Raw genomic sequence first — 26,449 nt, forward strand, 5'->3', positions numbered from 1 at the left:
CCACCCCGACTTTCATAGAGCGCCAAGACCCTGCAAACCGGTTAAAATCAGTCGTCAGAGAAAGCAATGACGGCGGTCCGGGACAAGTTAAAACGCAAAAACATAGGTCAGGCATCATGGCCTATGCGGCAGGACAAGAAAGGAACCCAGGGGATTATGGACTTGCAGGGACGATTCCTGCGGATGCGCCGGGCCGGGCTGCATCTGCGGCATGCTCTGGCCGTCCGCGCCAAGAGCCCTGCCGCCATCCTGGCCGTCACGCTGACGGCGCTGGTCCTGCTCATCCTGGGCGCCTTGTTCATGCATGGGGTGGACCGCCGTGCCGTTCAGGTGGACGACGGCAGCATCTGGATCACCTCCCAGAACGAGCGCAAGGTCGCCAGGTTCAAGCCCGACATAGGAGAAGCAGACGTGGCTCTGTCGACGGGCACCGACCACTTCGACCTAGCCCAGAGCGGATACGCGGTCATCCTAGGCCATGAGGGAGGCATGGCTCCCATAGCGGCCTCCACCGCCACCCTGGGGGACACTACCCGGTCGGATGCCAAGGTCCAGCGGATGATCAACGGGCCCACACTGGTCCTCTTCCAGGCTCGGACCGGCAAGGTCTGGGTGGGTCAGGCCACTTCGCCTGGGGATTTGGATCCGCAGCACCGAGACCCTGTGCTGACCCTGGGCTCTGGGGCCGCCGTCACAGTGGATGCCTCCGGAGCTGTTTACGCCTACCGGCCCTCGGACGGGGTTGTGCTAAGGATCGACGGACCGGACTCCCGGGCCCACCGTGAACTGGACTCCCTGACGGACCACGCTCCCGTCCGGGCCACTGCATTTAGCGTCATTGGCGGAAGACCCGTCCTTCTGGCGGGCAATCGGCTTTACTGGCCCCAGGGAACCACCCGGATACCGCACCGGGGAGACCTGCAGCTTCAGTCCACTCCAGTGGATATGGACCGCCAGGGACCTTGGGTAGGCCTGACCGATCAGGAAAGCGTCCACCTGGTTCAACTGGATCACCCACGCAATCAGATCGAGACCGTACGTACCGGCGGCAGCGGCCAACCAGCCCAGCCGGTCTCCTCGGGTGGATGCCTTTGGACGGCTTGGGCCTCCTCAGGGCGGAATTTCCTGCGACTATGCGCAACAGGGTCAGCCGCGCCCAAGGTCCAACCGCTGCCGAGTCCCACCACCCTGGAGGCCATCAGCCCCACCTCGGACCTGGTCTTCCGGGCCAACCACCGGAGGGTCATCCTCAACGACGTGCTGACTGGCGATGTCTGGAATCCCAAATCATCTACCAAGGTGATCCGGCCACAGTGGCAGACCATGGAGGTCAAACACACGGACAGCAACGATCAGCGTCAGGACTCGGCCGACAACCGCCAGCGATTCGCGGCCACCTGTCGATCAGAATCACAACCCATCCAGGCCGAGGACGACAGTTTGGGCATTCGGGCCGGATCCAGGACCCTGCTGGATCCCTTGCGCAACGATCGCCAGACTGACTGCTCGGTTCTGCGAATCGAGGATGCCCGCAGCTCGCAGGGGAATCTGCGCCTGACTCCGGTCATGAACGGCCGCTACCTGCAGGTGGATGCCAGCGACGCACCTGCCGGCCGGACCCGAATCAACTACTCGATCACCGACGGACGCGGCCAGGTCTCCTCGGCTGGCATCGACCTCAACATCGCCCCGGCCAAGATGGACCGAGGCAACCAGGCGCCGGTCCAGAACGATACCCCGCCTGAGTACGAGGTGGAGCGGGGCGCTACGACCACCGTCAACGCCCTGGTCGGCTTCGAAGATCCAGACGGGGACCCGCTGACCCTGGTCGGCGCCGAATCGGTCAACTCCGATCGGATATCCTTGTCCACCAGGGCTGACGGACAGCTGACCATGAGTGCTGGGTCAGCCACCTCCGGACGAGTGGCGGTCAAAGTCACTGTCTCGGACGGAGTCATGAGCGGTCAGGGACTCATATACTTCACCGTCAGGCCCGCCAACACCCTGGCCCCACTGGTCGATCCGGTCATTCGCCAGGCCACTCCCGGCCGAGAGGTCACCGTTGACCTCAGCAGGAGTGTACATGCCAATGCCGTTCAGCCCCTCCGCCTGGTCCAGGTCGACAAGCCCGATGGAATCCGGGTGGAGGTCAACGCTGAGAGCTTTTCCTTCAACGCCACCGCAGCTAACCCGGGCACCTATTATGTGCCCTACCGGGTGGCCCAGGGTGACCAGGAGACCCAAGGTCTGGTCAGGCTGGAGGTGGAACACGATCATGGCCGATCCGCACCGCCGGTACCCGTCAACGACGTGGCCCTGCTGAAGGCCGACCAGACCGCAATCGTTGATCCGCTGGACAATGATCTGGATCCCATGGGTGGCGTGCTGGCCCTGACGGATGTACGCGTGGATCCGAACTCCGGCATCAAGGTCGGCATCGTGGACCACCGACGGGTCTACCTATCCGCCAGGAAAATCCCCACACGTCCGCTGAGTATTGCCTATACGGTCGCCAACGCCGAAGGCAGCGCAAAGGGGACCATCGTCCTTCAGCCCCCTTCCTTGAGCAGGGCAGCCTCGGCACCCAAGGCCCAGAATCTGACGGTTGGGGTCCGCTCATCGGGCCTGGTCACGGTTTCAGTCATGGACAAGGTCGCCCATGCTGACGGGACCAGCGTCACCCTGGACCAGCAGCTGACTACGGATCAGCAGACTTTTACGGGCCTGGCCTTCGTGTCCGGGGATACGGTCAGGTATCAGGCCAGCGAGCGCACCGGGGACTTCCCGGCAACCTATACGGTCAGGGACGATCTGGGCAATACGGCCTCTGGCACCATTACCTTCAGGGTCCATGCCTCCGACCCCGCCAGCAAGCCCGCACCCACCCCCAAGGATCTACGGGCCCAGGTGGCTGCCGGAACCAAGGTGCGCATTCCCGTCCCGCTGACCGGCATCGACCCCGATGGAGACTGCGACACCTTGTCAGGCTTGGGCAACCAGGCGCCAAAGCTGGGCAGGATTGTCAAAGCCGGAGCCGACTACTTGATCTACGAGGCCTATCCTGATTCGCACGGCACCGACGAGTTCACCTACGCTGTGGAAGACTGGGTTGGGCAGCGCGCCCAGGCGCGCGTCCGCATCGGCGTCTTCACCGACTCGTCAGTGGCCGGGGTCTTCGCCCGGGACGACAGGGTCAGGCTACGGCCTGGAACCGTTGCCGATGTGCCGGTCCTGCTCAACGACATCGCCGGGGATGACGATCCCCTGAGCCTGGACTCCCACCTGGAGCTCCAGGGCTTGGACCGGGCCAGCGTAGAGGACGGCATGATCCAGCTGACCGCCCCTTCGCAGCCAGGCACCTCCTATCTGGTCTACCGGACACACAACCGAGCAGGACTGAGTGATCAGGCCACCCTGACCGTGGTCTCGGATCCCCAAGCCCCTATACAGCCGCCCATAGCGCAGGATTACCAGGTGGCTCCGGAGGACACGGTGGACAAGCGCAGCGTGGAAGTTAATCTGGCCGACTCCATCAGCAATCCATCCGGCACCCTCGATGACCTGCACCTTGGGATACATCCCAGTGCCCGTGCCCATGCCAAAATCGTAGGCGAAGCCGGCTCCACCAAGTTGGTCATCGACCTGACCGACCAGGCCAGAGCCGTGCCCTACACCGTGACCAACACCCGGTACAAGATCACTTCTATGGCCTTTGTGAAGGTCCCCGCCTATGGGGTGTTCCCACCGGTGCTAAGACCCCGGGCTCCGGCCCTCAAAGTGCAGGCTGGGCAGAGCATCACCATCGACATCGCCGACCAGGTCAGAGTGGGTGCAGGCAAGACCGCGCAGATCGCCTCGCGGCAGTCTGTCTCGGCCACCAAGTCCGACGGATCCGATCCCTATGTGGACGAACACACCCTGAGGTTCACCGCAGCCAAGGATTATGCCGGTCCTGCCTCACTGACCTTTGCCGTCCGTGACGGGGATCCAAGCGGCCGGGCCATCGTCAACGAGTCGGTGCTCACCCTGCCCATCACCGTGGTAGGCGGCAAAGCATCACCGCCGATCCTTACGGCACCGGTCATCGATCTGGTGGCTGGGGAACCGGCGCAGACCATCTCCCTGCCCGCCATGACCCGCTGGCCCCAGGGAAGCGATCCGGCCGACAGCACCTTCTCCTCTGGGGACCCTCAGGGGCCGATTCATGCCAAGCTGAGTCCTCGGGGCCAGCTGAAAGTGGCCGCCGACAAGACCGCAACACCGGGCACCAAGGCCAGCCTGCCGGTGGCCATCACCAGTCAATCCGGCGATGTGCACACGGTCCTGGCCTTCCGCATCATCGCCACCACTCGACCTCTGGCTTCGGTCCCCTCGCGCCAGGTGGGGCTCAAGGCTGGACAGAGCCTGGAGCTGAACCTCTTCGAGGGTGCCCTCAACCCCTTCCCCGACACTCCGCTGCGCCTGGTCGGTCTGGTCAGCGATGACACCTCACGTCTGACAGCCACCAACCTGGGCGACGGAAAGATCACCATCAAAGCCGATCGCGACATCGGCGCCTCTACCAACACCATTATGGCCACGGTAGAGGATGGCAGCCAGGATCCGGGACGCCGGGTCAGCGCCACCATCACCGTGGGCATCATCGACCGCCCGCAGGCCCCCAGAATGCTGTCGGGCGCTGCTCAAGCAGGCGACGGAACAGTTCTCCTGGCCTGGGAGCCAGGCGCAGCCAACGGCAGCCCGGTGGACGAGTACCGGGTCTCCTACTCCTCATCGGCAGGCTCGGGGCAACACTCCTGCGGCACTGCTGCCACCTGCCGAATCGACGGGCTGGCCAACGGTCATGACTATTCCTTCACCGTTCAAGCCCACAACCAGGTAGGATGGTCCCCCGCCTCCTCGCCGGCCGCAGCCAGACCGGACGCGCTTCCCGGAGGCGTGCAGGCACTGACCGTGGATGGCGGCAGCAAGGAAACCTTGACCGTCACCTGGCGCCCGCCGGAGAATCACGGCTCGCCCATCCAGGGATATATGGTCCACGGCGAAGGTCCCGGCTGCGGTTCGCCACGATGGCGCGCACCCACCTCCACCAAGGCGGTCTTCGACGTAGGCCATGACGAAGCAGGAGGCATCTGCACAGTGAGCGTGACCCCAATTGATATGACCGGCTCGGGGCCCGAGGTCTCAGCCTCGGGCTCTACCTGGTCGCATCCGGATCCTCCCGCGTTCCTAGCCATTGAGTATCTGAGAAACAGTCGAGCCAAGCTGGTCCTGGCCCCCGGGGTCGAACACGGTCGACCTTGCGCAGACATCCAGGTGGGCATTGATGGCCTTGACCCTGACAAGGCCTCCTGGACCCTGCCCTGCAATCAGCCGGAAGTGAGTGAAGTCATCACCCTTCCCGCGCAATCTGCCAAGCCGGGCACCACCCTGAACTTCTGGGCGGTCGCTCGCATCCAGGGGGTAGGTTCCGAAGGCCACTCGCCCGTCGCCACCAAGAATTTGACCCTGCCCAAAGAGGCCGACAAGCCGCGCAATAAGACTCTCGCTCGTCAGGGGTCCTCTCAGCAGAAAAGGATGAACGATCATGGATGAACGAAACGCGCAGGAACCCCTCCAGCAGGACGGCACCATCCCGGATGACGCGACCAGAAGGAACAACCCCAAGTCCGCGCATAAGACGAACAGCGAAGGCCGCCAGACCCCTGCCGACCGATTGGATGTACTGAAGCGACAGCGCCAGGCCCTCATGGCAGGTCTGAGCCAGAAAGAATCCGCTTCGGCGGCGAGTGATGACCGGACCCTGCCCGGCCGCATCCCCGTGGCTGCCAAGCAAGGAACGAACCAGGAGTCCGGGGCGGAATCCGTCCCATCGGACAGCACCATGGTGGAAGACGTGACCGTCCGCGGCCGCCAGATGGTCCATGACCGGTTCGCCCGGTCCTCATCAGATACTGCACCTGACATCGTCAACCTCACCAATGAGTCCCGTCACCCCCGGCTGGAGCGAACCTCGGACCCCACTTACGAAGTCGGGACTAACGAACCTGGGGATGAGGAAAATACCAGGAAGGACCGATACTCTGCCTTCGAATCAGAGGATCAGGCAGTAGAGACCAAGCAGCAGAGGCGATCAAAACAGGCCGGAAGCAGCAGCCAGGCCGCAGTGGATGTATCTACCTTCGCCAGCCTCTTCCGCTCAATCGTCGACAACGTCGGCCAGGCGGTGCTGGGCAAGGAGGAAACCATCACCCTGTGTGTTACCGCCCTGATTGCAGGGGGCCATGTGCTCCTGGAAGACAATCCGGGCACCGGCAAGACCCAGCTGTCACGCGCTCTGGCTGCCTCCATCGCCGTGGACTGCAAGCGGATCCAGTTCACCCCCGACCTGCTGCCCTCCGATCTGCTGGGCGTGACCTTCTATGACCAGTCCCAAGGACGATTCTCCTTCCGGCCCGGTCCAGTCTTCGCATCCCTGGTTCTGGCCGATGAAATCAACAGAGCATCCCCCAAAACCCAATCGGCCCTGCTGGAGGTCATGGAGGAAGGCCGGGTAACTGTAGATGGCCGCACCTACCGTCTCCCCCTGCCGTTCATGGTTATAGCCACCCAGAATCCCATCGAGCAGCTGGGCACCTATGCCCTGCCCGAGGCACAGATGGATCGCTTTCTAATCCGCACCTCTCTAGGGGCACCGGGGCACGATGCCAGCATGCGCATCCTTGAAGAGGCCGACATCCGCGACCGGGCCGGCCTGGTCGAACCGGTGGTCGACGCCGCCCAGGTAGGAGCCATGGCCGCCTGTGCCTCCAAGGTCTTCTGTGATCCGTCCATCATGGAGTATGTCATCCACATCATCGAAGCCACACGGCACAGCCCCGCCATCCGGGTGGGCTCATCCATCAGAGGCGGACTGGCCTTGGTCCGTTGCGCCAGAATCCGGGCCTGCGCCGAGGGCCGCGACTACGTGATCCCTGACGATGTTAAACAACTGGTCGATCCCATCCTGGCCCACCGACTGATCCTGACGGCCCAGAGCAAGCTGGCGGACATGGATGAACACCAGGCGCTGGCCGAAGCCCTGGCCAAGGTCCCCGTCCCCACAGGAGAGCAGTGAGCCATGACCGCCTTCGCCCGCCGACCTGCCCCGGAGGCAAGACCGGCATCCTCGGCCGGATCCAGACAGGACATACGAGCCCAGACAGCTGACCTTTGGCAGTCGGTCACTGCCCTGGGCCGGGCTATGGCCTTGGCCGCACTCGTTTGTGCTCTGGCCTTCGTCCCGACTGGCTGGCGTGAACTGCTTGCGGGTGTTCTGCTGGGCGTAGGCATGCTGCTGCTGGGGCTACTGATGAGCCTGGGCAATCTGTCCTGTAGCGCTGAAACGAGTCTGGACCAGGGACATCTGGAGGTGGGTGGCCAGGCCGAGCTGGTCCTGGTTCTGACCAACCCGGGCAACCGCTCCACCCGCCGCGGCCGAATCGGTCTGGCTCTAGGCCAGGCAGCCGTCATGGCGCCTTTGCCTGCCCTGGCTCCCGGCCAGAGTCATCAGATCCGCTTGAAGCTGGAAGCCAGGTCCCGTGGCGTGATTGACCTGGGCCCGGTGACCATGGAGGCCGGGGATCCGCTGGGACTCATCCGCCGCCGTCGAATCCTGGCAGGCGCCCGAAAACTCTATATCCATCCCCGCACGGTTGCCTTGCCGCCCCTTGAAGCCGGACTTGAACGCGACCTGGAGGGGGATCCTGGTCCGGGCATTGTCGACGACGACCTGGAATTCCATGCCCTGCGTCCCTATGCTCCGGGCGATGACATGAAGCGGGTCCACTGGCTGTCCACTGCCCGGGCCGGCACCCTGATGGTCCGCCAGTATGAGCCCACCCTGCGTACTAGGACCGAACTGATCCTGGACGGCCAGGCCGCCTCCTACCGGAACGCGGATGAGTTCGAGCTGGCAGTTGAAATCTACGCCTCCTTGGGCTGCCAATGCCTGCTTGATGGCCGTCGGTTACAAGCGCTGGCCCCGGAACCTGATGATTCCGATGCCCATGGAACCACCCTGCCCACGGAAGATCCCCGCAGTTTTCTGGACGCCTGCAGTGCCATCCACCCCCGCCAAGGCGGCTATGACTCACTTGACCGGGCTGATGCTTCCGAGCGGACCAGCCTGACCATTCTGGTAACCGGTTCGATGGGCGACCGCCAACCCTCAGCGCTGATGGGCGAATCGGCTCAGAGCGCCTCCCCGGTCATGCTGCTGGCTGCCGACCTGGATGCTCATCCAAGCCTGCAGGCACAACCGGGCCTGGTCAACGCCGTTTTGGGTAGTATTCGGGACCTCCCCATCCTCTTGGAGAACCAGCCATGAGCACATCATCAGCATCATGGATGGAGCAAGCCCAGAGGGAGCCGATTCGTCTGATCGACCGGACTGATCTGCAATCCACAGTCGACCCCACCTGGCGCCGCTCCCCTATCATTCTGGTCGCCGCACTGGTTCCGCTCGATCTGATGGCCGGACTGCAGCTGTTGCCGGTCTACGGCAGCCTGTCCTTCTGGCTGACAGTGGGAGCCATAGCCTGCTTGGCCGGACTACTGATCGCCATGCTCCCCCACCGCAGTATTGCCACAGCCCTCCTCCAACCTCTGCTGCTGATTGCGGGCCAGTTCCTGCTGGGCCCCATCTTCGCTCTGAACGGCACAACACTGGCCCACGTCCTGCCCACCTGGGCAACCCTGGCACAAGGGTGGTCCGCTACCTTCGGTGCTTTCAAGACCCTGGCAGCCATCGACCCACCCCTTGGCCAGGAAGCCGGCGGATTGATGGCCCTGTGGACGCTGATGCTCTGGACCTGCTATCTGGCGGTGCTGCTGGCCCGCCATGGCCTGGGCCGCAATCTGGGACGGCCGACACACCCAGCGGCCGTCCTGGCAGCCACCTTGCCCATCCTGGCCACCATGATTGTGTCAGCAGCCCTAGGCACCAGCAGAGGCCTCTATCCGGCATTGACGGGCGGCATCCTCTGGCTGCTTCTGCTGATTTGGAGCGCAAGTGGACTGGGTCTGCTGCGTCTACAAGGACTCGCATCCACTCTCCTGACCCTGGCCCTAGCAGCCGGAATGATTTTCTCCGCTGGAATCTTGCCTGCTCCGACCCGGCAGGTCATCCGCGACCATTATCAGCCGCCCATGGACCCCTACCAGTTCACCAGCCCCTTGAGCGACTACCGTGCCTATATCAAGCGACACCGCGACGATACCCTGGTCACGGTACGCAACCTGCCCGCCGGCACGCCGGTCCGGATGGCAGTCATGGACCGCTATGACGGCAAGGTCTGGAATCTGTCCGACTCCTCAGGCGCAGGAGCCGCCGACTACCGGCGCATCGGCGCCCAGATCCGCACAGAAAGGCAGCAGGAGAAGACCAAGGACGGCGAACAAACCGGACAGCCCTTTACCGCGACCTTTCTAATTCGGGAAGGATTCGACCACGCCTGGCTGCCCTCCGCCGGACAGGTCGGCAGCATCGATCCGGACCAGGACCTGCAACGGAAAGACCTCTACTTCAACAAGGCTACGGACACTGCTCTGACCGATCAGGCCCTACAGGCAGGAGCCAGCTATACAGTGCACGGCGTGGCCCAAAACCGACCCGCAACGCGTCGCATAGCCGACAGCGATCCGGGAGATGCGCAGGTGCCTCCCCTGTCGGATGCCCCTGAAAGCCTGCCCAAAGCGGCTGCCTCCATGACCTCCATGCAGGTGCGCGGCGGCGCTAGGGCACTGGCCATCGAGGAACGGCTACACAAGGAGGGATGGTTCTCCCATGGTCTGGCCGGCGACTATCCCTCGCCCTCCGGCCATGGTGACTATCGAATCAACCAGCTCCTGCAGGGCCAGGCCATGGTGGGCGACAGTGAACAATACGCCTCGGCCATGGCACTCCTGGCCAGGCAGATGGGTCTGCCATCCCGGGTGGTCTTGGGATTTCTGCCCAAGAACCATGACGGTTCCATCAGCCGAGCACGGACCAGGACCCAGGCGGACGGGAGCACCCGAATCGACTTCACGGGACGTGACGCCCAGGCCTGGGTGGAGGTCAATCTGAAGGGACTCGGATGGGTTCCCTTCTACCCCACACCGCCAGAGACCAGGACCCCGGACAAATCCCTGGACTCCACACCGCCCGATCCGCGCACCCTGGTCCGCCAGCCACCGCCCCCGCTGGCCGACCCTCCCCACGACGACCACACCACCCAGGGCAGGACCACCGTCGGCGGGCAGGAAGCATCCCCGCAGTCTTCACCCTCCTTCTGGAAACGGCACGGACCCTTGATAGCCAAAATGACGCTCTGGACCATGCCGGTTTGGCTGCCGACTCTCCTAATCCTGCTCCTACTGGCCGTCAAGGCCTCGCTGCGCAGACGGGCACGGTCGACGGGTGACCCAAAGACACGTATCCGCGCCGGCTGGCGACAGATCGGCAACCTGGGCAGGCAGACCGGTCTGTCCCTGGACGGCACCCGTAGCGAGCAAGCGGCTCTGATTGCCCAGACGCTTCTGACCGACCCCCCAGGGTCCTCGTCGGCCGGACTGCGCGGGGATCTGGATCGACTGCGCAGCATGGCCGATCAGGCCTCTTTCGACCGGCACCCCTCCGATGAACAGGAAGCCGAAGACTGCTGGCAGCTGGTGGACAAGCTCCGATCCGACATCCTGGCATCCCTGCCACGAACCCGACGCTGGCGCACCCTGCTTTCCCCCAGACACCTGCACTGACCCGCTCCTCATGACTGGACCCGCCATGACATCTCCTTCCTGCCCAGACAGTGATATCGCATGGAAGAGAGCGTGTTCTACGATCGAGCTTCAAGAATCAAGACCCTACCAACCCACTGATGCAGGGCTTACACGCAAAGTTATGGCCAACCAGCTGCGCCCATGGACAACAGGTGTAGACACGGTCACCGGACAGTCGTTGTTTGCCACTGTCCTCCGATAACCTGGACCGCAGAGGAAAACAAAACAAGGGCCTTTACGATCGCTGGGATTGTAAAGGCCCTCATCTTTTATCGCATGTCCTGCAACCGAATCCACGACTACCAGTTGCTCAGTTATTCAGACGCTCAGACGCTCCTGATTGGAATGCTAGTCCTGGCAGGAGGAGAATGTGGCATCGCCGGACTGCTGCGGTGGCTGCTGAGCTGAGTCGTTACCATCGAGTTCCAGAACCAGAAGACGCAGCGCTGGCGCCATCACCCCGGCAGGGTCCGGGACATGCCCGCTGGGAGGATCGATACCAGCATGGCATGGTAGGCATCCACATTGAACTCCTTGCTTGTTTGCGCGAACGCCTCAACCGACCGAGACCACTCCGGATGCCCAAAAGCACCAGTATCAACCTTGCTGAGTCTGAAAAGCAGGAACCAGTATCATCCGTGGAACCTTGTCATCACCGGCAAAGTACGGATAATCCTGTTGCCAGAGCACCTCTGTAGAACCGCGCGCTCCTCTGCGCGCACCAGCGCTGCATCCCCTATGGCCTGCAAAACCCCGGCATACAGGTCAGCGGCCATGCCAGGCATTTCGCCTCGTGGGGGTTTACCGCCAGCGTGCATGCTCCGGAAGCACGGTCACGCCTGACCCTGCACTTCGTCCTAGGCAATCCTTATCTTCGACAGCTGCTCTTGGGCAAAGCGAAGGAAACCGTCCGAACCCGCCATGGCATACTTCAGCAGGCGATCGAACTGGTCATCATCCATCCCGCCCTGGCAATTCACCACGAACAACGTGTGGAAGACCAGGCCTTTTTCGGAACTCTGCAAATAGGCAGCCGGCCCCTCATAGTACCGGTTCCAGGCATTGCAGCAATCCTCAAGCAAATCATGCTGGCCATTCGGATGACTGCCCTGCTCAGTCCCATGAACCACCAGATACTCATCATGCTCGCCACGTACACTGAAATCGAGCACAATATTCCCCCATAAACCGATCCAGGCCTGCTCATGATACTCGACACGGTATCCTTGGGCATCCAGCCACTGCCGTATTCTCTTCCCGTCAACCACGGTTTTCATCGGCTGTTCCATTTGTTCATGCCCCTCTTCCGTACGGTGCGTTCGGTATGCGTATGGGATCCGGGCACTGATCATTCACCCAAGCATAAAGATTCTGTATCAGATAGATGGAATCATCGAGACGCTGTCCCAGTACCTCATCCCGCTCGTCGCACATAATCTGCCCGACTCCCGCTATCCTGACGGCCTGGTTCTGCTCTAAGGAAGGTTCGGTGGCATAGGCCTTGAGATATCCAACTGATCGGTTCCATTCAGTACAGACATTCACCGCATCCCGATACCTGGCGGAGCTGAATCCCCGGCTCCACAGACTTGTGAAACCAATGGAATCCAGACTTTTGCTCATTACAAAAGTAATGCCGCAGTCGACCAACGGCACCAGTACAGGACCGCCGCTGGCATTGACGTACGAGGGTATCCCCCGCTGAGCGAGCAGTCGTATTATGCGGGCAATGGGAGTTGGAAGGCCTTGCAATAATTGCTCATCCACACTCATCCCAGCGGTTCCCTGGCCTTCCACATCCGCAGCAGTATCAGTCATCCCAGTCTCCTTATATAAATCCACCCGTGCAGGCTAGTCAGTCAAGGTCGGGTCGTACCCGACTGGTTCACTCCCGCCCCTATTGTCACGTTGTCGATTACTCCGTTGTCAATTGCCCCGTTGTCAAAGGACAGACGGCGATGACGGGAAGGCGTGCACATGATGACCAGCTGAATCACTATCGCCACGAGCAGCGGGATGACAGCCAAAAGCAAAGGACCGCCACCTATGGTCAACATTCGAGATTTCACCAGACCAATCGTGGCTATAACCATAAGACCGTACGGAATCAAAGTCAGCCATCCCGGCAGCAATAAATCATGCAGACGCCGCACCTCCAGAGCATACTCTGGCACCACCATGATCAGGTCAAAGACCAGGGAGATGAGAGCCCAGGATCCCCCGCCGCATACCTTACTCAGGCCCTGCTCTACAATTGATAGAACGATGAAGAACACCCATATCTCCTTGCGGCACGATCTCCCCCGCCCCCGGGCAAACAGGTAGAACGGCCGCTGCAGACATTCTCGAAATGTAGCGTCATACATGGGTTCGAAACCCTTCATCTCTGCCACACGAGGCGGTCTATTTTCGAACAAGGCAACAGCCACGGTCCCCTTCCTTCCATGCAACTCGAGCGGCCAGCCAGAACAGATTCCGCCGCAACCAACTTCATTGTCGACAACCAGCGTGGATTGCATTACGGCTGTAGATATCGTTTACGTAAGGCCTGAAGCCCAGTAAAGGCCTGGACGATTCCTTACCAGTAACGCCCTCATTGATCCTGTGCGGCGGTGCTGCCGCGTGCCAGGGCGGCCACCAGGGTCATCAGGTCGAAGATCAGCGCCCAAGCCGCCAGCCACTCGAAGGAGGCGTCACGGTCGTCGCCCGCACAATAGTCGATCGCCCACAGGTCCTGCAGAAACCACAAGGCACCCGTTGCTCCCACCGCCACGCACCAGGGCAGGCACGACAAAGGGGAACCCCCGAACAACAGGCACACCATCCACGACGGCACCACGCACGACGCAGCAGAAGCAGCCCACGCCGCCACACGGCCACGCACCAGATCCGACACAAACCGCAGCCAGGTTATCCCGGCCACCACCAGCACAGCCACCGACACGAACACCCAACGCATCACACCCGGATACGCGCCGGTAATCGCGCCGAACGCCACCCCCCAGCAGGGCATCAGCGGCATCGTCAGCGCCAGGCACCAGAACCCCGGACGCCCCCCACGGCTCTCGAACCGGCCCAAAAACCACCACATCGCAAAAACCGAAAACAGACCCACCAGAAGAAACAGGATGCAACGGTCGCGCACCCACTGCTCCTCCTGGTCGTACAGGAACGCCCAGCCCGGTACAAACCCCGCCAGGAAGGCCGCCCCGCACACCGCCAGCTTGCGCACCACGCCGGCACGGGAAAAGGCACGCTCCCCCGCAGGCGCATGACGCGCACACCCCGCCACCCGCGACATGACCGAAGACGCGCTCTGCAGCCAGGACCTCCCCACAGGAAGCCGCAAGGAACCAGAAACACTATCAGCCATCACACACCATCCTCCTGCTCAAAGCCCCCGAATCCGCCGCCTGACCCGCCAAGCCGTCGATTCCGGTCTTGCATCAGTGCCGTTCATGCAGGTCTCTTTCCATCCCGCATCGTCGAGGTTCACCCTTTCCTGTTACAGCAGAGGGGTCACTGTCCGTTCGGGTTCCCTGGATACTGTGCCGTACCAGTGCGACTCACACTGAGGCTTCCGTTATCGACAACTGGATGACGATGACGCGAGGGAACGCACATGATGGCCAGCCGGACTACTACAGCCAGAAGGAGGATGATGACCCCCAGGGGCGAAGGGGCGGACGGATCCAATCCTTCCAAGGTATCCGACACCATCGGACCGACAATAAGACCCACGCCCACCACCTCCAGCACATAGGGGACGAGCGCCAACCACCCCGACAAAGCTAGATCATGCAGACGCCGCACCATCAGGGCATACATAGGCACCAGCACCGCCAGGGAGAACAACCCCGGTATGACGGCCAAGAGACCCGAAGAGAACAAGCGGGTCAGGAAGGTGTCCAAGACCCAGACGAACGCGGCAAAAACCCATATCTCCTTGCGGCAGGAACGTCCCTTCCCTCTCGCATACAGGTAGAAGGGCCGTTGCATGCACTCCTGCATGGTCGCATCGTACATGGGCTCGTACCCCTTCATCACATCCACACGAGGCGGCCTCTTCGATAACAAGGCACTGGCCATAATCCTCACCTTCACTTTCTTCATAAACCCATCCCGACGGATTGTCGGGACGGAACATCCAATATCGACATCAACGCAAACACACCCATGGCGCAACCCACCGTCCGGCGTCACCGGCCGGCATCGTCGTCATCATTGGAGGTTCCCAGGAGGGAAGCGATCAGCAGGATCAGATCGAACACCAGTGCCCAGGCCGCCAACCACTCAAAAGCCGCATCACGATGCGTGCTCGCGCATTTCTCGATCGCCCACATGTCCAGCACGAACCACAAGGCGCCGACGATGCCCACCACGCAGCACCAGAACGAGGACGCGCCAGCCGACCCCGTCACCTTGGCCAGCATCCAGGACGGCACCACACACAACACCACCATCGCCGCCCACCACACGAACCCGTTGCGCACCAGCCGCATCACCACCGGAAATACCAACACCCCAACAGCCACCAACACAGCCACCGACACCAGAATCCACCGGATCACGCCACCGGAATAGCGGGCGCCAGAACCCAATATGATGCCGAACCCTGGAGCGCACGGAAGCGACAACATCACAAACCAGGGCCCCGGGCGCCCCTTCCCATCCTCATACCGCCCCAACAGGATCAGAACAGCAAATCCGGAAAGCACAGCAAGCAAAACAGCTTGACCTATCCGCATGCGGATCCAATCCTGGTCCTGGTCAAACAGGAGGAACCAGCCGCAGGCGAACCCGGCTAAATAGGTCATTCCGTACAGCACCGTCTTCCACAGGACCCCGCCCAGAGAGAACTCACGGGCACCAGGCCGCGCATGCGGGATGCTCCCCACCACACGCGACATGATCGACGACAGGACAAACGCATCAACCCGATCATCAACGCCATCCGACACCCCGCCGGCACCAACGCGCCCACCGGTCGACACAGACATCACCACCACTCACCCTTCGCCCTACACCTGCGCAAGCACGGAACCCAAAGAACCGGCTAACGGCGAGAAAGGCTTCAAATAACCAAGGCTCTCAGACACCGACGTCTTCCACCCGATACCGCCTTTATCTTGATTATAGACCTGACGCTTCAAGGCCTCGACCCCGTCTTTGACAACAGAGGAGGCGGACGGGTCCAGCCTGCCATCCGGCTTCAGCGGACGGGAGCACTCGAATCGACTTGACGGGACGTGATGCCCAGGCCTGGGTGGAGGTCAGTCTGAAGGGACTCGGATGGATCCCCTTCTACCCCACACCACCAGAGACCAAGACCCCGGACAAATCCCTGGACCCCACACCACCCGACCCACGCACCCTGGTCCGCCAGCCACCACCCCCGCTGGCCGACCCTCCCCACGACGACCACACCACCCAAGGCAGAACCACCGTCGGCAGGCAGGAAGCATCCCCCCAGTCTCCACCCTCCTCCTGGAAACAGCACGGACCCCTGATAACAAAAACGACACTCTGGACCATACCGGTCTGGCTACCCGCCCTCACGATCCTGCTCCTACTAGGCATCAAAACCCGGCTACGCAGACCTGCCTACATGACTGGACCCACAATGACATTTCCTTCCTGCTGAGATTTAGTCACCAAATAACCGTTATCTACAGCCATCGTCGTCACTGTCTGCCTGCAATCTTGACCACAAGAAAAACAAGATGAGGGCCCGTGCGATCGCTATGATCGTACGGGCCCTCATCCTTTATCACATATCCTGCAGCCGAATCCGCGAGGCCGGATCATCCGGCCCGAACAGATCTGCGGCTACTGGCCGTGCAGGCACTCACTGGTTGGAGTGCTGGTCCTCCGAAGAGGAGAAGGTGGCCGAACCAGGCTGCTGCGACGGCTTCTGATCGGAGTCACTGCCATCGGCGGCATCCGAGGATCCCGTGCCTGCGGCAGCCGTTTGATCGCCGGACTCAGCCGACGGATCCTGCACGTTGGGGGTGTCCAGATGGCTCTGGCCGCCCTGGTCGTTGAGGAAGTCGTCCGGGTTGAAGTCGTCGCCCAGCTTCAGGTCTCCGAAGTCGATGTTGGAGAAGTCCACATCGTTCAGGTCGGCATCGCTCAGGTCCACGTCGCCGCCACCCAGGCCGAAGTTGGGGTAGATGGTGTCGCGGATGGCCTTGTCGGGCTCCACGGTGGCGTTGCGGTACCTGGCCAGGCCGGTGCCGGCAGGGATCAGCTTGCCGATGATCACGTTCTCCTTGAGACCCTTCAGGTCGTCGACCTTCTGGTTCAGGGCGGCCTCGGTGAGCACGCGGGTCGTCTCCTGGAAGGAGGCGGCCGACAGCCAGGAGTCGGTGGCCAGGGAGGCCTTGGTGATGCCCATGAGTTCGGGACGTCCCGCGGCCGGCTTGCCTCCGGCCTTGACGGCCTTCATGTTGGCGGCCTTGAACTTGGCCTGGTCGACCAGCTCGCCGGGCAGCAGGTCGGTGTCCCCCGAATCGATGACCGTCACGCGGCGAAGCATCTGGTGGACGATGACCTCGATGTGCTTGTCGTGGATGTCCACGCCCTGGGAGCGGTAGACCGTGTGCACCTCGTTGACGATGTTCACCTGGGCGGCGCGCGGGCCGAGGATGCGCAGGATCTTCTTGGGATCCACGGAGCCCTCGATCAGCTGGGTGCCGGCCTCGACGTGCTGTCCGTCCTTGACCATCATGGGCGCACGGCGGGTGACCGGGTAGGTCAGCGCCTCCACAGAGGTGTCGTCCGGGGTCAGGGTCACCTGACGGCCGCGGTCGGTGTCCTCCACCTTGACGGTTCCGGGGAACTCCGCGATAGGAGCCTCGCCCTTGGGGGTGCGGGCCTCGAAGAGCTCGGTGACACGAGGAAGACCCTGGGTGATGTCGGAGGCCGAAGCCACACCGCCGGAGTGGAAGGAACGCAGTGTCAGCTGGGTGCCGGGCTCGCCGATGGACTGGGCGGCCACAATGCCCACGGCCTCGCCGACGTCCACCAGCTTGTTGGTGGCCAGGGACCAGCCGTAGCACTTGGCGCACACCCCGCGTGTGGACTCGCAGGTCAGGACCGAGCGGGCCTTGACCTCCTCCACACCGTGGGCGACCATGTCGCGCAGGACGTCCATGGACAGGGCGTCGCCGCGCTTGTAGAGCACGGTCTTGCCGTCCTTGGGGTCAATGACGTCAGCGGCCAGGAGCCTGGAGTAGGGTCCGCCGTCGGCGGCCTTGACCAGGACCAGGTTGCCCTGCTCGTCGCGCTCGGCCACCTTCATGGTCAGACCGCGCATGGTGCCGCAGTCCTCCTCGCGCACGATCACGTCCTGGGAGACGTCGACCAGACGACGGGTCAGGTAGCCCGACTCGGCGGTACGCAGTGCGGTGTCGGCCAGACCCTTGCGGGCGCCGTGTTGGGAGATGAAGTACTCCAGCACCGACAGGCCGTCGTGGTAGTTGGACTTGACCGGTCGAGGAATGATCTCGCCCTTGGGGTTGGCCACCAGGCCTCGCATACCGGCGATCTGGCGGATCTGCATCCAGTTGCCTCGTGCCCCGGACTGGACCATGATGTTCACGTTGTTGTCCGGAGTGAAGTGCTTCTGCATGGCATCAGCCACCTTGTCGGTGCACTCGGTCCACAGGTTGATCAGCTCCTGACGGCGCTCCTCGTCAGTCAGCAGACCCATGTCGTACTGGGAGTTGACCTTGGCGGCCTGCCCCTGGTACTCATTGACGATCTCGCCGCGCTCGGGCGGCACCACGATGTCGGAGAAGGCCATGGTCACGCCGGACCACTGGGCCCGGGTGAAGCCCAGATCCTTCAGGGCATCAAGGGTCGCCGCAACCTGTGCGGTCGAGTACCGAGTGGCGATGTCGTCCACGATGCCGGACAGCTTGCCCTTGGGCACCTGCTCGTTGATGAAGGGGTAGTCCACAGGCAACGTCCGGTTGAACAGGACCCGCCCGTAGTTTGTGGCGAAGAGCCTGGAGCCGTCCTTGAAGACCTCCTCCTTGACCACGTCAGGGCTGCCGGGCTCGGGGTCGATGACCTTGAGGTCGCCGGGCTTCCAGTCCTTGGGCATGACGAAGTCGGCGGGCACCCGCAGCAGGATCTTGGCCTGCATGTCGATCTCGCCCAGGTCCAGGGCCATCCGGGCCTCGGCCAGGCTGGAGAAGATCCGGCCCTGGCCCTTGGCGCCGTCAACCACGGTGGTCAGGTAATACAGACCCAGAATCATATCCTGGGAGGGCATGGTGACCGTGTGGCCGTCAGCGGGCTTGAGGATGTTGTCGGAGGCCAGCATGAGCGAACGTGCCTCGGCCTGGGCCTCTGCCGACAGAGGCAGGTGGACTGCCATCTGGTCGCCGTCAAAGTCGGCGTTGAAGGCCGCGCAGGCCAGCGGGGGCAGGTGGATGGCCTTGCCCTCGACCAGGATGGGCTCAAAGGCCTGGATGCCCAGACGGTGCAGCGTAGGCGCACGGTTGAGCAGGACGGGATGCTCGGAGATGACCTCCTCCAGCACGCCCCAGACTTCGGGATCGCCACGGTCGACCAGGCGCTTGGCGCTCTTCATGTTCTGCGCGTAGTTGAGGTCCACCAGCCGCTTGATGACGAAGGGCTTGAAGAGCTCCAGGGCCATGGGCTTGGGCAGGCCGCACTGGTGCATGCGCAGGGAGGGCCCGACCACAATCACGGAACGGCCGGAGTAGTCCACACGCTTGCCCAGCAGGTTCTGGCGGAAGCGGCCCTGCTTGCCCTTGAGCATGTCTGCCAGGGACTTCAGGGGACGGTTGGAGGCTCCGGTGACGGGACGCCCACGGCGGCCGTTGTCGAAGAGGGAGTCCACTGCCTCCTGGAGCATGCGCTTCTCATTGTTGAGCATGATCTCGGGGGCGCCCAGCTCGATCAGGCGCTTGAGCCTGTTGTTGCGGTTGATGACGCGCCGGTAGAGGTCGTTCAGGTCGGAGGTGGCGAAGCGGCCGCCGTCCAGCTGCACCATGGGGCGCAGGTCGGGCGGGATGACCGGGACGACATCCAAAACCATGGCCTCGGGCTTGTTGCCGGTGTTCAGGAAGGCGGAGACCACCTTGAGCCGCTTGAGGGCACGGGCCTTGCGCTGACCGGAGCCAGTGTCAATCTCGTGACGGAGCTCCTTGGCGGCACCCTCCAGGTCGAAGTCCTGCAGACGCTTCTTGATGGCCTCGGCGCCCATGCAGCCCTCGAAGTAGTCACCGTAGCGGTCCTGCATCTCCCGCCACAGATCAACGTCACCCTCCATGTCGCCGGGCTTCAGGGTCTTGAAGCGGTCGAAGACGGCGGTGATCCGCTGAATCTGGTCATCATAGCGCTTGCGGATGGCGGTCATGTCCCGCTCGGCTCCGTTGCGCAGACGGGCCTTCATTGAACTTTTGACCTCGTCGGTCTTCTCCAGCTCGGCCAGGTCCTCCTCCAGCTTCTTGGCGCGCTTGTCGATCTCCAGGTCGCGCTTCTTCTCCAGCTGGGAGATTTCATTGTCGAACTCGTCCTGCAGGTCGGGCAGGTCCTTGTGACGCTGCTCCTCATCCACCTTGGTGACCATGTAGGCCGCGAAGTAGATAACCTTCTCCAGGTCCTTGGGCGCGATGTCCAGCAGGTATCCCAGCCGGGAGGGCACGCCCTTGAAGAACCAGATGTGGGTGACGGGGGCGGCCAGCTCGATATGGCCCATACGCTCGCGGCGGACGCGGGAACGGGTGACCTCCACGCCGCAGCGCTCGCAGACGATCCCCTTGAAGCGCACGCGCTTGTACTTGCCGCAGGCGCACTCCCAGTCGCGGGTGGGTCCGAAGATCTGCTCGCCGAACAGGCCGTCCTTCTCGGGCTTCAAGGTACGGTAATTGATCGTTTCTGGCTTCTTGACCTCGCCATAGCTCCAGCCGCGGATGTCGTCGGCCGTGGCCAGTCCGATTCTCAGTTTGTCAAATGCATTGACGTCCAGCACTCTGTGTCCTGTCTCTGATCTTGTAACTGCTCTGAAGTTTGCCTCTTGGCGGGATGCCCGTCAGGCGGGCATCCCTGTGACTGGTGGTTCAGCGGTACTCCGGCTCGGGAGCGGACTGGTCGGCCTTGGCGGCGGCGTCCGGGCGGGCGCCGATGTTGAAGCCCAGGTCGTCGGAGGCGGCGCTGGGGTCGTCGTCCTCGTCCTTCATCTCGATCACGTTGCCTTCCGCGTTGAGCACCTCCACGTTCAAGGAGAGCGACTGCATCTCCTTGAGCAGCACCTTGAAGGATTCGGGGATGCCGGCCGCCGGCAGGTTCTCCCCGCGCACGATGGCTCCATAGGCCCGGACGCGGCCGTCCACGTCGTCGGACTTGGTGGTCATCATCTCGTGCAGGGTGTAGGCGGCGCCGTAGGCCTCCAGGGCCCAGACCTCCATCTCGCCGAAGCGCTGGCCGCCGAACTGGGCCTTGCCGCCCAGGGGCTGCTGGGTGATCATCGAGTAGGGGCCGGTGGACCGGGCGTGGATCTTGTCATCCACCAGGTGGTGGAGCTTGAGCATGTACATGTAGCCCACGGAGATCGGCTTGGTGAAGGGCTCGCCGGTGCGGCCGTCGTAAAGTACAGCCTTGCCGTCGTCGCCCACCAGGCGCTCGCCGTCACGGTTGGGTAGGGTGGTCTTGAGCAGGCCGTTCAGTGCATCCTCACGCACGCCGTCGAAGACCGGGGTGGCCACAGCAGTACCAGGCTCGGCCTTCTCGGCACCTGCCGGGATGTGCTTCTTCCACTCGGCCTCCAGGTCGGGATCCAGGCTGATGTCCCAGCCGGAGTGGGCGATCCACCCCAGGTGGAGCTCCAGGACCTGGCCCAGGTTCATACGGGAGGGCACGCCCAGCGGGTTGAGCATGATGTCGATGGGGGTGCCGTCGGCCATGAAGGGCATATCCTCTTCGGGCAGGATCCTCGAGATGACGCCCTTGTTGCCGTGGCGGCCCGAGAGCTTGTCGCCCTGGGTGATCTTGCGGTGCTGGGCGATGTAGACCCGGATCATCCGGTTGACGCCGTTGGGCAGCTCATCGCCGTCCTCCTCGGCATCCTCGCGGGTGACCTCCTTGACCTCGATGACCGTGCCGGTCTCGCCGTGGGGCACCCGCAGGCTGGTGTCGCGCACCTCGCGGCTCTTCTCGCCGAAAATAGCTCGCAGGAGCCGTTCCTCGGGGGTCAGCTCGGTCTCGCCCTTGGGGGTGACCTTGCCGACCAGGATGTCCCCGGCCTCGACCTCGGCGCCGATGCGGATGATGCCGCGCTCGTCCAGGTTGGCCACCGCATCCTCGCCCACGTTGGGCAGGTCCCGGGTGATCTCCTCGGCGCCCAGCTTGGTCTCGCGGGCGTCGGTCTCGTACTCCTCGATATGGATGGAGCTCAGGGTGTCGTCCTGGACCAGCCGCTGGGAGATGATGACGGCATCCTCGTAGTTGTAGCCGTTCCAAGGCATGAAGGCCACCAGGACGTTCTTGCCCAGGGCCATCTCGCCCTTCTCTGTGGCGGGGCCGTCAGCCAGGACCGTGCCGGCCTCGACCCGCTCCCCGTCCTTGATCAAGGGGACCTGGTTGTAGCAGGTGGTCTGGTTGGACCGCTGGAACTTGGCCAGCTTGTAGGAGGACTGGGTGCCGTCGTCATTCATGACGCGGATGATGTCTGCGGAGACATAGGTGACCACGCCCGGCTTCTCGGCCAGGATGACATCGCCGGAGTCGATGGCGGAGCGCCACTCGGAGCCGGTGCCCACCAGGGGCCGCTCGGACTTGACCAGGGGGACGGCCTGACGCTGCATGTTGGTGCCCATCAGCGCTCGGTGGCCCTCGTCGTGCTCCAGGAAGGGAATCAGGGAGGCACCCACCGAAACCATCTGCCGGGGGGAGACATCCATCAGGTCCACCTGGGAGACGGGCACATCCTTGGCCTCGGCCTCGGCGTCACGCACCAGGGCCTCGTCCTCGACGAAGTGTCCGGTCTCGTCGATCTCCTGGTTGGCCTGCGCGATGGTGTGCTCGGACTCCTGGTCGGCGGTCATGTAGACCACGTCGTCGGTCACCTGGCCATCAATGACCTTGCGGTAGGGGGTCTCGATGAAGCCGAAGGGGTTGACCCGGGCGAAGGTTGCCAGGGAGCCGATCAGACCGATGTTGGGGCCTTCAGGGGACTCGATGGGGCACATGCGTCCATAGTGGGAGGGGTGCACATCGCGCACCTCCATGGAGGCACGGTCGCGGGACAGGCCGCCGGGGCCCAGGGCCGAGAGACGACGCTTGTTGGTCACGCCGGCCAGCGGGTTGTTCTGATCCATGAACTGGCTCAGCTGGGAGGTTCCGAAGAACTCCTTGATGGTGGCGTTGACCGGGCGGATGTTGATCAGGGACTGCGGGGTGATGGCCTCCGCATCCTGGGTGGTCATCCTCTCGCGGACCACGCGCTCCATACGGCTCAGGCCGGTGCGCAGCTGGTTCTGGATCAGCTCGCCCACCTGACGGATGCGGCGGTTGCCGAAGTGGTCGATGTCGTCCACGTCCACCCGCAGCTCGATGTCCTGGCCATCGCGGCGGCCGGGGAAGGTCTGCCCGCCGGCATGCAGGGTCACCAGGTACTTCAGGGTGGCGATGATGTCCTCGGGATGCAGGCTGCGGTCGTTGAAGTCGGCCTCAAGCCCCAGCTTGCGGTTGATCTTGTAGCGGCCGACCCGGGCCAGGTCGTAGCGCTTGGTGTTGAAGTAGAAGGAATCCAGCAGGTTGCGGCCAGCCTCGGGCGAGGCGGTGTCCGCAGGCCGGATCTTCCTGTAGAGGTCGGTCAGGGCCTCGTCCTGGGTCTCGATGGTCTCCTTCTCCAGGGCGTCCAGCACCAGCGGATAGCCCTTGAAGGCCTTGCGAATCTGCGGCTTGGTCATGCCGATGGCCATGAGGAAGACGATGGCGGACTGCTTGCGCTTGCGGTCCACGCGCACGCCCAGCACATCACGCTTGTCGATCTCGAACTCCAGCCATGCGCCCCTGCTGGGGATGATCTTGGCCCCGAAAATCTCCTTGTCGGAGTTGCGGTCCTGGGTGCGATCGAAGTATACGCCGGGAGAGCGGACCAGCTGGGAGACGATGACGCGCTCCGAGCCGCCGATGATGAAGGTTCCGTGGGGGGTCTGCAGCGGGAAGTCGCCCATGAAGACGGTCTGCGACTTAATCTCGCCGGTGTCCCCGTTCTCGAACTCGGCGTTCACATACAGGGGGGCGGAGTAGGTGTAGTCCTTCTCCTTGCACTCCTGGACCGTGTGCCGAGGCTCCTCGAAGTAGGGATCCGAGAAGGTCAGACTCATGGTCTGTGCGAAGTTCTCAATGGGAGAGATCTCCTGGAAAACCTCATCCAGGCCGGAGACGGGAGCCACGGTGTGTGTCCCATTGACCTGATCCTCTTCGACCCGCTTCTTCCAGCGGTCGTTGCCGACCAGCCAGTCGAAGCTATCGGTCTGCACGCCCAGGAGGTAGGGTACCTCGATGGGTTCGCGGATGGATCCGAAATTGACACGATCGGTGGCCTTGTGCAGTTTGATGTCGTGTTCGTCAGCGCGTGCCTGCGTGGCGGTGGTACTACTTACAGCTTTATTGGCAGCCAAAATGGACGTTCCTTATCGCTCGCCGTACTCGATCATTCCTGTTACCCAGGGAGATGCCGAACGGCCGCCATATGCCTATTCGCGGGCACCTCCTCGATGATGCATGCCCGCTATATGACATACCTCATGCAAAGTCAAAACTATAGCAGACAAGAACCATGGACGCAATCGGCGTGTCGTCTTGGAAAAGCTGCTATTGGATCATGACCGGCACCGGCTGGGAGACCACGTTGGAATCGGCTTTGAGCACCAACTTGGCCTTGTAGGAACCGGCGTCGACCAGTGGCAGCTTCTCGTCGGGCTGGCAACTCTCCTGGCTCCTGTCGGCATGCCAGATGATGGTCTGCACATCCTTGTCGCCCGTGGCCATGAGCAGCGTACGAGCCCCCACCGGGCAGGCATCGGAGCGCCAGACAGTATCCTGACCGCTGGTGATGACCAGCACGCGGCCGCCGTCGGAGCCGTCCACCAAGCATGAGCCTGTTCCCTTGTGACGAATGGTCGCCGTAAAGTCGATGGACCCGCCTACCTCAGTGCTAGGATCGGGCGCAGCCAGCTCCAGCGCCAGATCCCCCTTGTTACAGTCAGGAGCTCCTGAGGAACGCTTCTTGCCAGCATCCTTCTTCTGATCTTTGCCCTGCTTGTCCTTGTCTTTAGATTTGGTCTTTGCGGACTGCTGGGCGCTGGTCGAGGCACCCTGGCCCCCATCGCCTCCGCGCAGGGCTCTGATTCCTGCCCCCACGCCCCAGACCAGGCCAGCACAGACCAGCAGGAAGAGCACCGCCAGCAGGGCGGCCGCGATCCTCCGGCGACGGTACATCCGTCGCTTCTTCTCGCTCATGCGTCGCTTGGCCATACTAACCCAGTCTAATCGCTAGGGCGGCCTTCACTGCGGCAGGCTTAGGCGGCCGTCCTGGCCAATCTCAAGAAGGCCGTCCTCGTCCAGGGATGCGATGCACCGATCAAGTCGGATTTCGTCGTCGCACAGGTGTTTCAGGTCCTTTCTGGAGACGGGCGCGCCGGAAGCCTGCCGCAGTGCCTGGAGGATTGATCCGCGAATCTGCCGATCAGTGCCCGCAAAGCGCTGCCGAGGTCTGGTCCTGCCAGCGCCCAAACCGGGCATCCCAGCCTTGAGGAAACAGCAGTAACCGGCCAGAGGGCAGATGTCGCAGGCCGGCTTGCGAGCGATGCAGACTGTGGCGCCCAGCTCCATGACAGCCTGGTTCCATCGGGCCGAGGGCGGCTCCCGCCAGGCCGCCGACCGGATCTGCGGATCAGCCGATCCCAAACGGCCACTACCCTCCTGGCCGCCGCTGTCCTCGGCACCGGCATCCTCCAGGCCTCCGTCTTCGGCACGAAAACTCTCCTGCGCCTCGTCCTCGGGCAGGACCTGCCAGGCCAGCTGGCGCTCCTCTCGACTGGCAGCGCCCCCGGTGGATTCACGCCCCAGAAAGACCCTGGAGAGCACCCTGCGGATATTGGTGTCGATGACGGCGATCCTCTCGCCGTAGGCAAAGCTCATGACAGCGCTGGCCGTATAGTCGCCGATGCCAGGCAGGGCCACCAGCTGGTCGTAATCCCGGGGCAGCCGGTCTGCATACCGGCCGGCCACCTGCTGCGCGCACTCCTGCAGGCGCAGGGCTCGGCGCGGGTAGCCCAACCGGCCCCAGGCCGTGATGACCTCGGCCTTGGGTGCGGCAGCCAGGGAGGCCGCATCCGGCCAGACCTTCATCCAGGCCGTCCAGTAGGGCACCACCCGGCTCATTTGGGTCTGCTGACTCATGACCTCGGAGACCAGAACCCCCCAGGGTGTGGTTCGCCCAAAGCGCCAGGGCAGGTCGCGGGCGTATCGGCTCCACCAGTCGAACAGCCGCAGGCGGATGGGCTCACTCTCCACCAGGGCCGTTTCTGCGTTCTCCATGGTCACACCGCCCTTCGCCATCCGATTCCGCCTCATTCAACCGCCGTATTCTGCCCGACGGTGC

The 26,449-nt window shown here is 63.0% G+C and carries 14 protein-coding genes and 1 pseudogene; 5 read left to right on the forward strand and 10 right to left on the reverse strand.

The features are described from left to right. Positions 1-123 precede the first annotated feature (123 nt). Genes H3T93_RS08600 through H3T93_RS08615 form a run of 4 tightly spaced genes read left to right on the forward strand, consistent with a single transcriptional unit; the run spans position 124 to position 10,779 of the window. Positions 124-5,595, forward strand: coding sequence for an Ig-like domain-containing protein (locus tag H3T93_RS08600; RefSeq protein ID WP_232348787.1), 5,472 nt, complete (start codon positions 124-126; stop codon positions 5,593-5,595). After that, positions 5,588-7,117 (forward strand): AAA family ATPase, encoded by a 1,530-nt coding sequence (locus H3T93_RS08605; RefSeq protein ID WP_232348788.1) that lies wholly within the window; start codon positions 5,588-5,590, stop codon positions 7,115-7,117. The genes H3T93_RS08600 and H3T93_RS08605 overlap by 8 nt, the downstream gene beginning before the upstream one ends. A 3-nt stretch (positions 7,118-7,120) precedes the next feature. Beyond that, complete coding sequence (locus H3T93_RS08610) at positions 7,121-8,368, forward strand: DUF58 domain-containing protein (protein WP_144176691.1); 1,248 nt, start codon at positions 7,121-7,123, stop codon at positions 8,366-8,368. Then, a complete protein-coding gene (locus H3T93_RS08615; RefSeq protein WP_144176689.1) occupies positions 8,365-10,779 on the forward strand; it encodes a transglutaminase-like domain-containing protein in 2,415 nt (804 codons plus the stop codon). The genes H3T93_RS08610 and H3T93_RS08615 overlap by 4 nt, the downstream gene beginning before the upstream one ends. Before the next feature lie 878 nt (positions 10,780-11,657). On the opposite strand, the gene H3T93_RS08620 is transcribed toward H3T93_RS08615, so the two are convergent. The 6 genes from H3T93_RS08620 to H3T93_RS08645 all read right to left on the reverse strand — a co-directional run bounded on the left by H3T93_RS08620 (position 11,658) and on the right by H3T93_RS08645 (position 15,800). Further along, on the reverse strand, positions 11,658-12,077 hold the full coding sequence (locus tag H3T93_RS08620; protein ID WP_186363848.1) for a YbjN domain-containing protein: 420 nt from the start codon (positions 12,075-12,077) through the stop codon (positions 11,658-11,660). Positions 12,078-12,093: 16 nt separating this feature from the next. Continuing rightward, positions 12,094-12,618 (reverse strand): hypothetical protein, encoded by a 525-nt coding sequence (locus H3T93_RS08625; RefSeq protein WP_144176685.1) that lies wholly within the window; start codon positions 12,616-12,618, stop codon positions 12,094-12,096. Between the two features lie 41 nt (positions 12,619-12,659). Then, positions 12,660-13,319, reverse strand: a complete 660-nt coding sequence (locus H3T93_RS08630) for a DUF805 domain-containing protein (protein ID WP_144176684.1) — start codon at positions 13,317-13,319, stop codon at positions 12,660-12,662. A 74-nt stretch (positions 13,320-13,393) separates the two neighbouring features. Further along, positions 13,394-14,101 carry a hypothetical protein gene (locus tag H3T93_RS08635; RefSeq protein ID WP_144176682.1) on the reverse strand — a complete coding sequence of 236 codons (708 nt, stop codon included), beginning with the start codon at positions 14,099-14,101 and terminating at the stop codon, positions 13,394-13,396. A 218-nt stretch (positions 14,102-14,319) separates the two neighbouring features. Beyond that, positions 14,320-14,889, reverse strand: coding sequence for a DUF805 domain-containing protein (locus H3T93_RS08640; protein ID WP_232348789.1), 570 nt, complete (start codon positions 14,887-14,889; stop codon positions 14,320-14,322). 110 nt (positions 14,890-14,999) lie between these two features. Next, positions 15,000-15,800: a hypothetical protein gene (locus H3T93_RS08645; RefSeq protein WP_144176678.1), complete on the reverse strand. Its 801-nt coding sequence runs from the start codon at positions 15,798-15,800 to the stop codon at positions 15,000-15,002. Between the two features lie 233 nt (positions 15,801-16,033). Between H3T93_RS08645 and H3T93_RS09335 the strand changes: the two are divergent. Next, positions 16,034-16,220: pseudogene (locus H3T93_RS09335) on the forward strand (hypothetical protein); the annotation flags it as partial. A 428-nt stretch (positions 16,221-16,648) separates the two neighbouring features. Here H3T93_RS09335 and H3T93_RS08655 read toward each other — a convergent pair. The 4 genes from H3T93_RS08655 to H3T93_RS08670 all read right to left on the reverse strand — a co-directional run bounded on the left by H3T93_RS08655 (position 16,649) and on the right by H3T93_RS08670 (position 26,406). Next, a complete protein-coding gene (locus H3T93_RS08655; protein ID WP_144176675.1) occupies positions 16,649-20,809 on the reverse strand; it encodes a DNA-directed RNA polymerase subunit beta' in 4,161 nt (1,386 codons plus the stop codon). Between the two features lie 88 nt (positions 20,810-20,897). After that, a complete protein-coding gene (gene rpoB, locus H3T93_RS08660; protein WP_046322549.1) occupies positions 20,898-24,464 on the reverse strand; it encodes a DNA-directed RNA polymerase subunit beta in 3,567 nt (1,188 codons plus the stop codon). A gap of 193 nt (positions 24,465-24,657) precedes the next feature. Further along, a complete protein-coding gene (locus tag H3T93_RS08665; protein WP_144176673.1) occupies positions 24,658-25,320 on the reverse strand; it encodes a hypothetical protein in 663 nt (220 codons plus the stop codon). 30 nt (positions 25,321-25,350) lie between these two features. Continuing rightward, positions 25,351-26,406 carry an A/G-specific adenine glycosylase gene (locus tag H3T93_RS08670; RefSeq protein WP_144176672.1) on the reverse strand — a complete coding sequence of 352 codons (1,056 nt, stop codon included), beginning with the start codon at positions 26,404-26,406 and terminating at the stop codon, positions 25,351-25,353. Between the last annotated feature and the right edge of the window lie 43 nt (positions 26,407-26,449).

Origin of the sequence: Bifidobacterium sp. M0404 (genome assembly GCF_016101415.1) — a bacterium.
GTDB lineage: Bacteria > Actinomycetota > Actinomycetes > Actinomycetales > Bifidobacteriaceae > Bombiscardovia > Bombiscardovia polysaccharolytica.